General features: G+C 67.5%; 14 protein-coding genes. 10 read left to right on the forward strand and 4 right to left on the reverse strand.

The features are described from left to right. The first annotated feature begins 23 nt into the window (after window positions 1-23). From rplU to ACOGI4_RS07210, 7 genes are all read left to right on the forward strand, one after another. Window positions 24-335, forward strand: a complete 312-nt coding sequence (rplU, locus tag ACOGI4_RS07180; protein WP_419840999.1) for a 50S ribosomal protein L21 — start codon at window positions 24-26, stop codon at window positions 333-335. A gap of 43 nt (window positions 336-378) precedes the next feature. Next, on the forward strand, window positions 379-630 hold the full coding sequence (rpmA, locus tag ACOGI4_RS07185) for a 50S ribosomal protein L27 (RefSeq protein ID WP_419841000.1): 252 nt from the start codon (window positions 379-381) through the stop codon (window positions 628-630). A gap of 108 nt (window positions 631-738) precedes the next feature. Further along, entirely contained in the window at window positions 739-2,025 is a 1,287-nt protein-coding gene (gene obgE, locus ACOGI4_RS07190) for a GTPase ObgE (protein WP_419841001.1), read from the forward strand. Continuing rightward, window positions 2,018-3,130, forward strand: coding sequence for a glutamate 5-kinase (proB, locus tag ACOGI4_RS07195; RefSeq protein ID WP_419841002.1), 1,113 nt, complete (start codon window positions 2,018-2,020; stop codon window positions 3,128-3,130). The genes obgE and proB overlap by 8 nt, the downstream gene beginning before the upstream one ends. A gap of 135 nt (window positions 3,131-3,265) precedes the next feature. After that, window positions 3,266-4,498 carry a glutamate-5-semialdehyde dehydrogenase gene (locus ACOGI4_RS07200; RefSeq protein ID WP_419843105.1) on the forward strand — a complete coding sequence of 411 codons (1,233 nt, stop codon included), beginning with the start codon at window positions 3,266-3,268 and terminating at the stop codon, window positions 4,496-4,498. Between the two features lie 136 nt (window positions 4,499-4,634). After that, entirely contained in the window at window positions 4,635-5,516 is an 882-nt protein-coding gene (locus ACOGI4_RS07205) for an AAA family ATPase (RefSeq protein WP_419841003.1), read from the forward strand. 69 nt (window positions 5,517-5,585) lie between these two features. Beyond that, entirely contained in the window at window positions 5,586-7,022 is a 1,437-nt protein-coding gene (locus tag ACOGI4_RS07210; protein ID WP_419841004.1) for a vWA domain-containing protein, read from the forward strand. Here ACOGI4_RS07210 and ACOGI4_RS07215 read toward each other — a convergent pair. After that, window positions 7,019-8,464, reverse strand: a complete 1,446-nt coding sequence (locus ACOGI4_RS07215; RefSeq protein ID WP_419841005.1) for a class II 3-deoxy-7-phosphoheptulonate synthase — start codon at window positions 8,462-8,464, stop codon at window positions 7,019-7,021. The genes ACOGI4_RS07210 and ACOGI4_RS07215 overlap by 4 nt on opposite strands. Continuing rightward, window positions 8,442-9,308: a sigma-70 family RNA polymerase sigma factor gene (locus ACOGI4_RS07220; protein ID WP_419841006.1), complete on the reverse strand. Its 867-nt coding sequence runs from the start codon at window positions 9,306-9,308 to the stop codon at window positions 8,442-8,444. The genes ACOGI4_RS07215 and ACOGI4_RS07220 overlap by 23 nt, the downstream gene beginning before the upstream one ends. Before the next feature lie 414 nt (window positions 9,309-9,722). On the opposite strand from ACOGI4_RS07220, the gene ACOGI4_RS07225 reads away from it, so the two are divergent. Continuing rightward, window positions 9,723-10,322 (forward strand): nicotinate-nicotinamide nucleotide adenylyltransferase, encoded by a 600-nt coding sequence (locus ACOGI4_RS07225; RefSeq protein ID WP_419841007.1) that lies wholly within the window; start codon window positions 9,723-9,725, stop codon window positions 10,320-10,322. Beyond that, window positions 10,319-10,729: a ribosome silencing factor gene (gene rsfS, locus ACOGI4_RS07230; RefSeq protein WP_419841008.1), complete on the forward strand. Its 411-nt coding sequence runs from the start codon at window positions 10,319-10,321 to the stop codon at window positions 10,727-10,729. Before ACOGI4_RS07225 ends, rsfS begins: the two co-directional genes overlap by 4 nt. 54 nt (window positions 10,730-10,783) lie before the next feature. On the opposite strand, the gene ACOGI4_RS07235 is transcribed toward rsfS, so the two are convergent. Next, window positions 10,784-11,923 (reverse strand): DUF3048 domain-containing protein, encoded by a 1,140-nt coding sequence (locus ACOGI4_RS07235; RefSeq protein WP_419841009.1) that lies wholly within the window; start codon window positions 11,921-11,923, stop codon window positions 10,784-10,786. A gap of 113 nt (window positions 11,924-12,036) precedes the next feature. Here ACOGI4_RS07235 and galE point away from each other — a divergent pair, with 113 nt between their 5' ends. Further along, on the forward strand, window positions 12,037-13,062 hold the full coding sequence (gene galE / locus ACOGI4_RS07240; protein ID WP_419841010.1) for a UDP-glucose 4-epimerase GalE: 1,026 nt from the start codon (window positions 12,037-12,039) through the stop codon (window positions 13,060-13,062). A gap of 56 nt (window positions 13,063-13,118) precedes the next feature. Here the strand turns inward: galE and ACOGI4_RS07245 are convergent, their stop codons facing one another. Beyond that, a complete protein-coding gene (locus ACOGI4_RS07245; RefSeq protein ID WP_419841011.1) occupies window positions 13,119-14,741 on the reverse strand; it encodes a hypothetical protein in 1,623 nt (540 codons plus the stop codon). Window positions 14,742-14,745 lie beyond the last annotated feature (4 nt).

A 14,745-nucleotide genomic window follows, 5' to 3' on the forward strand; every position in this document is an offset into this window, starting at 1 on the left:
TGCATCGGTATCCTCTCTTGCCGATGTACGCAGTCATCGCCACCGGCGGCAAGCAGTGCCGCGTCGAGACCGGGCAGCGGCTCGCGGTCGAGCTGCTCGCGCTGCCGCCTGGCGAGGAAGTCACCTTCACGCCCGTGCTCGTGGTGGACGACGGTTCGGTCTTGGCGACGCCCTCCGAACTCGCTGGCGCCTCGGTCACCGGCAGAGTGATCGGCGAGACCAAGGGTCCCAAGATCGACGGCTTCACCTACAAGAACGCCACCACCAACCGGCGCAGATGGGGTCACCGGCAGCGGTACAGCACCGTCGAGATCACCGGCATCGCAACGGCCTAGGGCAACTGCCTCGGGCATCTCGTCCAGAGCAAAGGACAGCACTATGTCGAAGACCAAGGGCGGTGGCTCGACCCGCAACGGGCGCGACTCGGTGGCCAAGCGCCTCGGTGTCAAGGTCTATTCGGGGCAGACCATCGATGCCGGCGGAATCATCGTGCGTCAGCGAGGCACCAAGTTCCATCCGGGCCGCAATGTGGGCCGAGCCAAAGACGACACGCTGTTCGCGACGGCGCCGGGCATCGTGCGCTACGGCTATCGCCGCGGCCGCCGGCTCGTTGACGTCGTATCGCGGTAGCTTTCGGGCGCCGCGGCCCTGCGTTCTGGGAACGCTGCGCTTCGGGGCAACAGCGAGACGCCCTCGGGCCGCAGCCGACCGCGGCGCAGCCGATGCCCGCGAACGCTGATGGGCGAGTTCGTCGATGAGTGTCAGCTGCACGCGAGAGGCGGCGACGGCGGAGCAGGCTGCGTCTCGTTCCGACGCGAGTCGCACGTGCCCCGCGGCGGCCCCGACGGCGGCGACGGCGGACGCGGCGGCGATGTGTGGCTGGTCGCGGACCGCAACGTGGCGTCACTGCTGGCGTTTCGGGACTTTCCGTTTCGACGCGCTGCGAACGGAGGCCACGGTCAGGGGCGACGGCGACATGGCCGCCGCGGCGCCGACCAAGCCGTCCATGTGCCCGAGGGCACGACGGTGCGGGATCGAGACGGCGCGTTGCTGGCCGACCTGGTGAACGCCGGGGATCGCTGGCTGGCAGCGCAGGGCGGCCGCGGCGGGAAGGGAAACACTCGCTTTGCCTCCAACCGGCTGCGCGCACCGCACTTCGCAGAGCAGGCCGAGCCGGGGGAGGAGCGCTGGCTCGGTCTCGAACTGAAGCTGATGGCCGATGTGGCACTGGTGGGCTTCCCGAACGCAGGCAAGAGCACCTTCATCCGCGCAGTGTCGGCGGCCCGGCCAAAGGTGGCTTCGTACCCGTTCACGACACTTCAGCCCAGCCTGGGCGTGGTTCGACTCGACGACGGTGCCGGCGTCGGCCCAGACAGCTTCGGCCCAGACAGCTTGGGTCCGGACAGCTTCGAGATGGTGATCGCCGATGTGCCCGGCCTCATTGACGGCGCCGCGCAGGGTCGGGGACTCGGGCATCAGTTCCTGCGCCACGTAGAGCGCGTCCGGGTGCTGTTGATCATGGTGGACTTGGCCGAGGCGACCGATCGTGATCCTCATGAACAGGTCGATGTGCTGCTCGCGGAGCTTGAGCGTCACGATCCCGCGCTGGCGAAGCGTCGGCGCTTCGTCGTGGGCACCAAGGCCGATGTTGCGCACCTCGACTGGGACGGACCCCGACTCAGCGCTGTCACCGGAGAGGGCGTGGCGCCGGTGCTCGGTCGGCTGCGCGAGCTGGTGGTCGACGCGCGGGCAGCCGACGAAGCGCCTGTCCACTACGCGGTGCACCGCCCGGCGCCCGTCGGCATCACGGTGCTGCGGCTGGCGGCCGGCGTCTTCGAGATCGAGGGCCGCCAAGCTCGTCGCGCGGTGGCATTGTCGGATCTGTCCGATCCCGCCGCGCTCGCCTGGGCGCAGCGGCGCTTGGAGGGCCTGGGCGCGTCGCAGGCATTGGCTCGGGCCGGCGCCGGCGCCGGCGATGTGGTTCGCATCGGAGACTTCGAGTTCACCTACGAGCCCGATGCCTGAGACACAGCTGCTCATCGCCAAGATCGGGACCTCGTCCATCACTGCGCCCGACGGGCGCGTCGACCTCGCCGCCGTGGCGAAGCTGGCCCGCGACGTCGCGGCCGTGCGCGCTGCCGGTCACGAGGTGATCGTGGTGACCTCGGGTGCCATCACCGCCGGCGTGCAGCGGATGAACGTCGAGCGACCGGCCGAACCTGAGCGACTGCAGGCGTTGTCGGCCGTCGGCCAGATCGATCTCATGGCCTCGTACCGGGAGCTGTTCGAAACCGAGGGCATGGTCGTCGGTCAAGTGCTGCTCGCCCCGCACGACTTTCGCGACCGCGACCAGTACCTCCACGCCCGAGCCACCTTCCGCCACCTGCTCGACCTCGGCGTGGTGCCGATTGTCAACGAGAACGACGCCGTTGCCGACGATGCGATCCGCTACGGCGACAATGACCGGATCGCCGCGCTCGTCGCCAACCTGGTCCGCGCCGATGCGCTGATTTTGCTGACGGACATGCCCGGCATCCTGACCGCAGATCCGAACATCGATCCCGATGCCTCGCTGATCTCGGAGATCCTGGAGGTGAGCCCGTCGCTGCAGGCTGCGGCCGGCTCGGCGAGTGCGGTCGGCAGCGGCGGCATGGCCTCCAAGCTGGCGGCGGCTCGAATGGCGTCGTGGAGCGGCGTGCGCACGGTGATCGCCTCGGCCCGTCGCCCCGACGTGGTCGCCGATGCCGCCGCCGGCCGACCGGGCGTCGGCACCTCCGTGCCGGCACGGGCCGTCCATGTCCCCGCTCGCAAGCTGTGGATCGGCTTCGCCGTGGCGGTGGCAGGATCGGTCACGGTGGACGACGGCGCGCGCCGGGCAGTGTCGAGCGGCGGCAAGTCCTTGCTGGCGGCGGGCGTTGTGGCCCACGACGGTACCTTCGCCGTCGGCGATGCCGTGGACATCGTCGACCTGCGCGGGGAGACATTCGCCAAGGGCCTCGCTGCCGTCAACGCCGACGGGCTGAGCGTCACCGCAGGCTTGCGCAGCGAGCAGTTGCCTGCGGGTATGAACTCCCTCGTCGTCCACCGTGACGATCTGGTCGTCCTCGGCCACGGCCGGCTCGGCTGCTGAGCCGAGCGGCCTCGCCGGAAGGCTGCCGTGAGCCTGCTGCGCTGAGCCTGCCGGCAGTAGTCTGCGCTGGTGCTCGACACGGCGCAGGTGACCGACTCGGGGTCGAACCACCGCCACGCCGCCGGCGATGGCGCGATGGCGGCGCTGGGCGAGCGTGCCAAGGCGGCAGCGACGGTGCTGGCGCAAGCACCCGGTGCTGTTCGCGACGATGCGCTGGCGTCGGCGGCAAATCTGCTGGAAGCGGCAACGGACCGTGTGCTCGCGGCGAACTGCGAGGACGTCGCCGGTGCCGAAGCCGCCGGCACCTCGGCGACGCTCATAGATCGGCTGCGGCTCGACGCCGGACGCGTGAGCGCGATGGCGGCAGGCCTGCGCACGGTTGCCGCACTTGCCGACCCGGTCGGTCAGGTCGTCGACGGGTGGGTGCGACCCAACGGGTTGGCAGTCGAGCGGATCCGGGTGCCGCTGGGGGTGGTGGCCATCATCTACGAGAGTCGACCCAACGTCACCTCCGACGCATTCGGACTCTGCTTGAAGTCGGCCAACACAGCCTTCCTTCGGGGTTCGAGCGCTGCGCTGAACTCCAATCTGGCCATTGCCGAAGCGCTGCGGGCGGGTCTCGTGGCTGTCGGACTGCCGGCCGACGCACTGGTGCTCGTCACCGATACCAGCCACGGTGCCGCTGCGGAGTTCATGCGGCTGCGTGAGTACATCGACTGTCTCATCCCTCGGGGCGGCCCTGCACTCATCGCCTCAGTGCTCGCGAATGCAACCGTGCCCTACGTCCTCGACGGCGACGGCAATTGTCATGTCTACGTCGATGCGGCGGCGGACTTGGACATGGCGGCCGACATCGTCGCGAACGCGAAGCTCAGTCGGCCATCGGTGTGCAATGCCGCTGAATCGCTCGTGGTACACCGCGACGTGGCCGCATCGTTCCTGCCGAGAATCGTCGACCGGCTCGACGGTGTCGAGCTGGTGGGCGACGAGGCCTCGCGCGCGATCTCGCCGCAGATCGGCCCGGCCGGCGTTGGAGACTTCTCGACCGAGTTTCTGGCGCTCAAGATGAGCGTGGCAGTGGCCGAGAGCCTCGACGCGGCCATCGACCACGTCAATTGGCACGGCACCGGCCACAGTGAGGCCATCGTCACCGGCGACCTCGCCGCGGCGCGGGAGTTCACTCGCCGGGTGGACGCTGCTGCGGTGCTCGTCAATGCCTCGACGCGCTTCGTGGACGGCGCGGAGTTCGGCTTCGGCGCGGAGATCGGCATCAGCACGCAAAAGCTCCATGCCAGGGGACCCATGGGTCTCGAACAGCTCACGACCACCAAGTTCGTGGTGACCGGAGCGGGTCACACGCGAGGCTGAACACGCCGAAGCGCGTGTACGCCTGCCACACTGTCGGACTGACCGGCGACTGACCGACTGGCACACCGACGCCGGGCGCTTGATGCCCGCGCCGGCCCCATACCGACATTGGAGACACCACGATGGGCGACACACGATGAGCGACACCATGTTCGGAGATCTCTCGGGCGTTCGCGGCGGCCTCGCCGATGTCGAGTACCTGGCCGACGACGGCATCGCCAGCGTGGTGTTCCTCGCTGAGCGGCTCGGCAAGCCGGTGCTGGTCGAAGGGCCGGCCGGCACGGGCAAGACCGAGCTTGCCAAGTCGGTCGCGGCCATGAGCGGAGCGCGTCTCATTCGCCTGCAGTGCTACGAGGGACTCGACGAGGCCAAGGCACTGTATGAGTGGAACTACAAGAAGCAGCTGCTGCGCATCCAGGCAGACCGAGGCGTCGATGCGGAGCACGAGGACTGGGTGGAACTGCAAGACGACATCTTCCGAGACGAATTTCTGCTCACCCGACCGCTGCTCGAGGCGATCAGCGCTACGGACAAGGTCGTGCTGCTGATCGACGAAGTGGACCGGGTGGAGATCGAGACCGAGGCGCTGCTGCTCGAGATCCTGTCGGACTATCAGGTGTCGATCCCCGAGCTCGGCACGATCACCGCCAGCCAGATCCCGCTGGTCTTTCTGACATCCAACAACACCCGCGAGCTCTCCGAAGCGCTCAAGCGGCGCTGCCTGTTTTTGCACATCGACTACCCCGATCTTGAGCGCGAGAAGCAGATCGTGCTCACCAAAGTGGCCGGCATCAGCGAGAACCTCGCCGAGCAGATCGCGCGGGTGGTGCGCTCGGTCCGCCAGCTGGAGCTCAAGAAGGCCCCGTCGGTGTCAGAGACGCTGGACTGGGCTCGAACGCTGGTGCTGCTGGGCATCCAGAACATCGACGTCGAGCAGGCCAAGGCGACGCTGCACATTCTGCTCAAGTACCAGTCCGACATCGAGAAGGCCGCCAAAGAACTGACGGTCGAGGCCTGAGTCGAGACTCGTTTCGAGTCTCGGACCGGACGTCGATTCCAGGCCACCGCACGCGAACGGGGATCGCACATGTTGGATCTGCTCAGCGGCTTCGTCGGAGAGCTGCGCAACGCCGGACTGCCGGTCTCGTTGACGGAGAACCTCGACGCGATGGAAGCAGTGAAGCACATACCCATCGAGGACCGTGACGCCTTCAAGTACGCGCTGGCGGCGACGCTGGTGAAGAACGAGCAGCACTGGGGCGCGTTCGAGACGGTCTTCGAGGTCTACTTCTCCTTGCGCGGACCCGAATACGACGTCGGCGAGTCCGATGGCAGCGATGGGCTCGATCCCGAGAATCTCGACCAATGGCTGTCGCAGCAGATGCAGGGCATGGGCGGCCGCGGGGGCGGTCAGGACATGTCCCCCGAGGAGATCGCCGAGATGCTCTTTCGGGCCCTGCTGCACGCTGACGAAGCGATGATGGCAGCCATGGCACGTGCAGCGGTGACTCAGTTTGCCGGCATGGAGCCCGGCCGGCCTGTGGGCGGCACGTACTACCTGTACCGGACGCTGCGCAATCTCGACTTGGACGCGATGCTGGACCGGCTGATCGAGGAATCGGCGCAGCGCTACGAAGGCGAGATGACGCCGTTGGCCGAACGGCTCGAACGGGAAGAGTTCGAGCACCGCATCGAACAGCTGAAGCGGGAGATCGAAGCGGAGATACGGCGCCGCCTGGTGGCCGACCGGGGCGTCGAGGCGATGGCCAAGACCCTTCGCAAGCCGTTGCCTGAGGATGTGGACTTCATGCACGCCAGCCGTGAGGAGATGTCCAACATCCGCAAGGCAATTCAGCCGCTCACCCGCAAGCTGGCGGCTCGTCTAGCGCGCAAGCGCAAGCACCGCCGACGCGGGCCGCTCGACTTTCGGGCGACGGTGCGGCGCTCGCTCAGCTACGGCGGCGTGCCGGCCGAGCCGCGCTTTCGCCACCCCCGACCGAACAAGCCCGAACTCATCGTGGTAGCCGACATTTCTGGCTCCGTCGCGGCCTTCGCCCGCTTCACGCTGCATCTGGTGTACGCATTGCAGAACCAATTCTCCAAGGTACGCTCGTTCGTCTTCATCGACGGCATCGACGAAGTCACCCACATGTTCCAGAACGAAGAGGACATCACCAATGCGGTTCATCGGGTGAACACCGAAGCCGACGTGGTCTGGGTGGACGGCCATTCCGACTACGGTCACGCATTCGGCGTGTTCTGGGAGAACTTCGGCAAGGACGTCAACGCCAAGTCCACCATGATGTTCCTGGGCGACGCCCGCAACAACTATCACTCGACCAACGCGTGGGTGCTGAAAGAATGCCAGAAGCGCGCCCGCTCGGTGTACTGGCTGAACCCGGAGCCGCGCTCCTACTGGGACACTGGCGACTCCGTCATCACGGAGTACGCGACCTACACCGATGGCGTGTTCGAATGCCGCAACCTGCGCCAGCTCGAAGGATTCGTCGAAAAGCTGGCCTAGCTGCTGCCAGTGCGCGCCGAAGCGAGCAGTTCGGACGCCAGGAAGGCCAAGTCCAGCGATTGCCGCGCGTTCAGCCGAGGATCGCACATGGTCTCGTATCGGTCGCTGAGCCGCTCCTGAGCAAGTTCGTCGCCGCCTCCGACGCACTCGGTGACCGCATCGCCGGTGATTTCGAGGTGAATGCCCCCTGGCCACGTTCCCGCTGCAGCGTGCGCGGCGAAGTACTCGCGTATCTCGGCCAAGATGGCATCGAAGTGGCGGGTCTTGAGTCCTTCCTCGGTGCTGTAGGTATTGCCGTGCATGGGGTCGCACTGCCACACCACGGGGTGACCGGCGTCGGTGACTGCTCGCAGGATCGGTCCGTAGCACTCGGCGACCTTGCCTGCGCCGACGCGGCTGATCAGCGTCAGCCGGCCCGGGACTCGGTTCGGGTTCAGGGCTTCGCACAGTGCCAGCGCTTCGCCAGCAGTGGCGGTGGGACCCAGCTTCGCCCCGATCGGATTGTGTACGCCTCGCAGGAACTCCACGTGGGCACCGTCGAGCTCACGAGTGCGCTCGCCGACCCACAGCATGTGCGCTGAGCAGTCGTACCAGTCGCCGGTGATGCTGTCCGTGCGGGTCAGCGCTTCTTCGTAACCCAGCAGCAGTGCTTCGTGGCTGGTGTACAGCTCGACTTGGCGCATGATGCTGGCGTCGGTGTCGAGCCCGCAGGCCGTCATGAACCGCAGCGCCGCATCAATGCCGCCGGCCAGCAGCTCATAGCGTCGGCCGGCAGGGCTGGACGCCACGAAGGCTTGGTTCCAGTCGTGTACCTGACGCAGGTCGGCGTAGCCGCCTCGCGTGAACGCGCGCAGCAAGTTGAGCGTTGCTGCGGCTGTGCCGTAGGCCTGCAGCAGGCGAGACGGATCGGGCGCGCGGGCCGCAGGCTCGAATGCGATGTCGTTCACGATGTGGCCGCGAAAGACCGGCAGCGTCTGACCGTTGCGGGTCTCGGTGGCGGAGCTGCGCGGCTTCGCGAACTGTCCGGCGATCCGCCCCACCTTGACGATGGGCAGCCCGGCGGAGTACTGCATCACCACGGCCATCTGCAAGATCACCTTGAGCCGGTCGCGGATCTGATCGGCCGTCGAGAGCTCGAACGATTCAGCGCAGTCGCCCGCCTGCAGCACGAAGGCCTTGCCGGCGCAGACGCGCCCGAGATGCTCCGTCAGCCGCCTCGCCTCACCGGCGAACACCAGCGGCGGACGACGGCGCAGCTCGGCCAGCGATGCCGCCAGCGCCGCGCGGTCGGGCCAGTCGGGTTGCTGGCCCGCCGGGCGGTCTGCCCACGAGCCGGGATGCCAGCCAGCAGCCTGCTTGGCTGTGGTGTGCTCGACGGGTGGGGCGGAGCGGGACGGATCAGACGGCGAGGAGGCCTCGTCAGACAGCGTCTGCGTCGGCATCGATGTCTACGAAGAAGCCGTCGCCCACGAGGCCCTGCAGCTCGTCGACCGCTCGTTTGACCAATCGGCGTGCCGCCTCGGCCGTCACGCCAAGCTCTTCGCCAATCTCGCGATAGCTGCGCTGCTCGCCGTCGATGAGTCCGTTGCGACGCTTGACCGCGTATTGGGCCCTCTCGTCCAAGCACCCGAGCATGGAATGCACCATGTCCTTGCGGGCCGACTCGATGGCGTAGAAGTCAGGCCCGGGCGCATCGTCGCCGATCAGGTCGATGAGCGCGCTGTCGCCGTCATCGCCCACATTCTTGTCGAGCGAGGTGGGCGTGCTGATGCGCTGGAGCCAGGCATTCTCGTCGTCGAGCGCGTCGCTGTCGCCTCCGTTGTGCCGCAGCGCCGCCCGCAACGAGGCCGAGCGATCCGACGGCAGGCGGATGAGACTGCCCTTCTGGTCCAAGGCGCGCCCTATGGACTGACGGATCCAGAACGTGGCGTAGGTGGAGAACTTGAAGCCACGTCGCCAGTCGAACTTCTCCACCGCGTGCTCCAGCCCGAGGTTGCCCTCCTGGATCAGGTCGAGCAGTTCCAGCGTCGGCGGCAGCGGGTAACGGCGCGCGATGGAGACCACGAGGCGAAGGTTCGCCCTGATGAAACGGTCTCGGGCGCCCGCAGCAGTCTGCACGGCCTTGCGCAGCTTGCGCCGCTCGGCCGTGGTCAGTTCATCGTCACTGTCGAGACGCGCTTGTGCATCTCGTCCTGCCTCGATCTCCTTGGACAGCATCCGCTCGTCCTCGGCGGTGAGCAGGGCCACCGCGCCGATCTCGTTCAGGTATTGGCCAACGGAATCCATGATGTTTCACTCCAACCGGCAGGGGACAGCCGGATACTCGTAGTCGTTGCGTGCTGCCAGAGCACGCAGCCCGGCTGGGGGAACCGGGTATGTTCAGCCAGCGCCGGACTCGGCAGCCCGAACATTGGCGCGACACCGCGGTGCGACGTCAGTAGTTGCCGTGGCCGCGCACGCGATTGCATGTTCGAGCCATCGACCCCATGCAGCATCGGCTCGCGCGACCAGCCGACAAGGCTCAGTATAGCGTGCAGCGCAACCTCTGGGCGAGACACTACCGCCGCGACTCGACGAACGTGGCTGTGTCAGCCCGGTGCGATGCCCATCCCGCCCAGCCCCGTTCTGGCCAGCCCGGTCCGCTCAGCTGTCTCTGCCTAAACAATGCGGCAGTGTACACCATCACCGTACACTGCCGCAGTGCCGCCGCGGCAAGTCATCTTCGGGGGCACGTTCGATCCGCCCCACATCGGTCACCTCGCAGTGGTCCGCTGCGCGCAAGCACATCTCGCGGCCGAGGCGTTCCACGTTGTCGTGGCGAACGATCCATGGCAGAAGTCCGCACAACGATCGGTGACACCTGCGAGCCATCGGCTGGCGATGGCACGACTGGCCTTCGGCGGACTCGACGGCATCGTGGTGAGCGACTTGGAGATTCGGCGCGGCGGTCCGACCTACACCATCGACACCGTCGCCGAGCTTGAACGGCCCGATACCGAGACGGTGCTGGTGGTCGGCCCTGACGCGGCCGCTGGGGTGTCGAGCTGGCATCGCACCGGCGAGCTGGCCGGTTGCGTGACGCTCGCCGTCGTGCAGCCGCCAGGCGAGCACCCCATCCGCATCGAAGGCTGGCGCACCGAGACGGTGTACATGGCGCCGGTCGAGGCGTCCGCCTCGCGGGTGCGCGAATCGCTGGCGGGGCGCGGAGGATGCGCGAACGCTGGCGCAGCGGCCAAGTACGTGACGGCGCCGGTGATGGGCTACATCGTCGAGCACGGGCTCTATTCTCCGTCAGTGTGACATCGGTCCAGCGGACGTCCCCGGGTGTGCGCGCCCGGCTGCCGGACCCGAACGGCACCGGCAGCGGTGTTCCGCCGCTGGTGCAAGCAGCAGCCGACGGTGCAGCCGAGATGTCCGCAGAACGCATCGTGGCGCTCGACGTGGGCGACGTGCTCGCCATCACCGACTGGTTCGTCATTGCGAGCGCGCCCAATGTGCGGCGGGTACGACGCATCGCTGAGCTGATGGAAGCGAAAGTGAAAGCGGCCGGCGGCGGCGCACCGATCCGCACAGAGGGTCTCCACGAGGCGCAGTGGGTGCTGCTGGATTTCGGCGAGTTCGTGGCGCACGTGTTTCATGAGCCGAGCCGTGAGTACTACGACCTCGAACGGCTGTGGTCCGACGTGCCTCGCCATGTTTTCGACTGACACAGCGTTCGACTGACACCGCGGTTGGCCGGCCTGTTTCTGGACTGGTCCGGCTCAGGCCACCACCTGTGCGCTGCCGGCCTTGGCGAGCGCAATCCACGTGCGTCCAGGCGTCAGCGGCACGATGAGCGCATTGTCTGAGCGAAACACCGTCACGTCGAGTTCCGACGCACGCTCCCAAGTGCCTCGCACGAACGTGCCGTCGGTGAGCATCCATGCTTCGCCGCTGCCGGTCAGCACCGGCTCGGGCGTTGCGGCATTGGCTGGACTCTGGCGATACCGCACGAACTGCACGATGACGTTCTCCGGCGCGACGCGCACGCCGTCAAAGTCGGTGTGGTCCTTCCCGTTCTGCGTGCGAGCCCAGCCGCCGACAGCGGCATCCCATCGGTAGGACGCCTTGATCTGCCCGAAGTCGATGTCCACGCCGCTGACCGGTGTGCCCGGCTGGCTCGAAGCGTCCCCGTTGCGGAACCGGAAGTACGTCGGGGGAGTCCCTCCCTGGTCGCCGCCGGCGGCATAGATGCGAGCGGTGCCGGTGATGAGGTTGTGTGGAGCGCTCTTGCGTGACGAGCGTTCGAAGACGTCCTTGGCGATCCGGGCGCCGTCGATGATCTTGACCGCCTCGACGCTGCGCAGCGCGCGTGCGGTGTACGCGTTGGCACCGGAGGTCACAAAGATGGGCCGGTTGAGATTCGACAGCAGGGCGAAGTCGCCGGTGCGAGCCGAACGAACCGGGCCTACCACGTCTGCGTCGGTGGAATGGAAGATCGCTGCGAATCGCGTGAGGCGGGCTTCGACGAGTTCCTCATAGACCACGTCCGCCTGGTTGATGCCCCACTGCGGCAGTGCGCGCGGATGGTTGTCGATCTTGACCACCGCGGCGGGCCGTGTGATCTCGGTCGGCGTCGGCAGGCCGGTGAACGCAGCGGTGAACAGCGGTGCTGCAGTGGCAGCAGAGGTGGTGACCGCGGCCGAAGTGACCGGCGCGGTGACCGCAGTCGGTGGCTCGTTGTCGGGCGGTGCCGCCGTGGCGGGCGCCGCCGCGGCGTCTGTGGGAGCGCTGCTCTCCGCTTGCCCGCCAGTCGCCGCCGGCACCGTCGCGGAGGCGCACGCCGACAGTACGAGGGGTCCGAGCAGTGCAAGTCCCAGACGACGGCCGGCCTCGGCCGGCCACATGCAGACGCGCTTCAATGAACTGCTCCTTGACATGCGCTGGTTCCTCACCGTGGCCCATCGGCCGGTGCGTCACGATACCGGCTGTCTGCCGACCCGTGATGGCAGACTGCTGATGGCACACTGCGGCGATGACGGTTCTCGTCGCCGGCGGTGCTGGATACATCGGCAGCCACACCGTGGCGGCGCTGCATGCCGTAGGCCGTGGCGCGCTGGTACTGGACGACTTTTCGAACGCCGACCCCAACGTGATCGACGCGCTGCGGTCGTTGACCTCAGCCGGCTTGGTGGTGGTCGAGGGCGATGCGGCCGATCCCATCATGGTGGAGAGCCTGTTTCGGACCTACGACATCGACGCGGTCATCCACTTCGCTGCGCTCAAGAGCGTGCCCGAGTCCTTTGTCGAGCCACTGCGCTACTTCCGCAACAATCTCGACACCACGCTGACGCTGGCCGAAACTGCAGCAGATCGAGCCGTGAGCAGATTCGTGTTCAGCTCGTCTGCGGTCGTGTACGGCACCTCGTTGCAGATGCCGGTCACCGAGGAAAAAGGTGCCGATCCGCAGAGTCCCTACGGGATGTCCAAGCTGATGTGCGAGCAGATGCTGACCGACGTCGCAGCGGCGACCGGTATGCAGGTGGCGATCTTGCGCTACTTCAATCCCGTCGGTGCGCACGCTTCGGGGCTCATCGGGGAGCCGACGACGAAGAACGGCCGGCAGCCCCCGAATCTTCTGGGTGCCGTCATGGGGGTGGCGCTGGGCGAGATCGGGCACCTGGAAGTCTGCGGCAACGACTACGACACGCGCGACGGCACTGCTGTGCGCGACTTCGTCCATGTCATGGACCTCGCAGAGGGACACTTGGCGGCACTCGACGCCGGTCTCGGCGGCGCCAGCAGGGTGTTCAATCTCGGCAGCGGCCTGGGCACCACGGTCCTCGAGCTGGTCGCCGCTGCCGAGGCCGTCACTGGCCGGCCGATCCCGTACGAGTTTGCGCCTCGTCGGGAAGGCGACATCGCCGTATCGTGGGCGGACTGCACCCGTGCCGCTCACGAGCTGGGATGGCGCGCGAAGCGAGATTTGCCCCAGATGCTGGCCGATCAGTGGCGCTATGTGCGGCGCTGCGTGAACGGCCGAGCCGACGACCGCGCGTGAGCCGCTGAGCCGGGCGGCGCATCGGCAGGCCCGGCATCCCGGTCAGCGGCCTCGGGTCACCGCGCCAGCGCCGCGGCTGAGATCAGCGTGTACTCGTCGCCGGCTGCCAGTGGCGCAGCCATCGACGTCGCGGGCAAGAAGTCAAGGTCGGGCACACGGTCGTTGCGCACCAGGATCACGTCGGTTGCGGCGACGTGGCTGAGGCTGGACTCGTCGAGCAGCAGCGCCGGCAGGTCCAAGTAGTAGGAGATCCAGCGCGGCGTATAGATGCCTGAGGTGAACCACACGATCTCGGCGTCGGCCAGCGCAGCGTCGGCGGCCGGCGACGCGTCACGGGCCTGTTCCAGCACGGCGCCGGCGTCGGCTGGACGCCCGAGGTAGAAGTCCCTGGTTCCTCCCGTCACCACGAAGGCCAACGTCACCAGCGTGACGGCCGCCGCGGCCGTTCCGAGCGGCGTTCGCAGCGCCGCCGCCCGGCCCCTCAGCAGCCGACGGACGGCATCGGCAAGGGCAGCGATGCCGATGGAGGTCGGCACCACCCACGGCACATTCCACAGCCGATGGATCCAGGCGCCTTGTTGCAGCGCGAAGGTGAGAGAAGCGGCCACGGCGAGCGTCACCACCATCGGTCCGCGCGTGCGACGATCCGCGAGTCCCGCGATCAGCGCGGGAACGAACAACAACCGCAGCCACCACGATGTCAGCAGCTCATGGCCGGCGAAGCTCCACTGGCGCCGGAGAAACTCGCCGAAGGTGAACTGAGCCTGCTCGGCTGCGGTCGCGACGTCGTTGCCAGTTCGGAAGGCCACCCGCTCGCTCAACTCGGAGATGTCGGTCGCGTTCAGCAGCCAGCCGGCGGTCAGCAGACCTCCCAGCAGTGCGCCCGCGCCGACAGCGGTCAGCGCCGGTGACCACCCCCGGCGCAGCCACGCAGCGACGCCCGCTTGGTGCGCCCGGCGCCCGTCAGCGAGGTCCAGACGCCGCCGCAGGGTGCCGACGAACAGCCACGGCAGCAGCAGGCCCAGCGACGCAACGGCAATCCAGGAGTGCATGGCCGTGAGAGCAGCGAGCGCACCCGCACCCGCCAGCGCCCAGCGCGACGGCCGTTCGACTTGGCGCAGCTTCGCCACCGCCGCAGTGAGTGCAAGCAGCATGGATGTGCTGATGCCCATGCGTCCGTACACGTAGAAGAAGCCCGTGGTCACCATTGCCAGCACGGCCAGCAGCGTCGGACCCCACGCCAGCCCGACGGCGCGCAACACCGCGGCGAGGAACGCAGCGGTAGCGGCGCCGAGCAGGAAGTCCGCGACGCGAACCGCTGACGGACTGTCGCCCAGCACGCCTACTGCGCCAATGGTGAGGAACTGCTTCAGCGGCGGATGATGCGCGTAGGTCACCGCCTCCGGGGGCGGCATCGTCCGCGGCGGGATGTTGAACTCGGCGCGGATGAACGGATCAGTTCTGGCGCCGAGGCGGGATTCGACGGGTCCGAGCTCCCAGAAGTTGCGCGCTTGGATGCCGGCCCGACCGAAGATGCGACCGTCGTCGCTGTTGCCCAGCGGCAAGTTCAGATCGGGTGTCCACAGCAGCAACACGCCGATGCAGATGAGGAACACGACCGTCCAACCTGAGCGAAGGCGATCCAAGCGAGCGCTGTTGAGCTGAGCGCTGTTGAGCATGAAG

The organism is Candidatus Poriferisodalis sp. (genome assembly GCF_965205175.1).
Lineage (GTDB): Bacteria > Actinomycetota > Acidimicrobiia > Acidimicrobiales > Poriferisodalaceae > Poriferisodalis.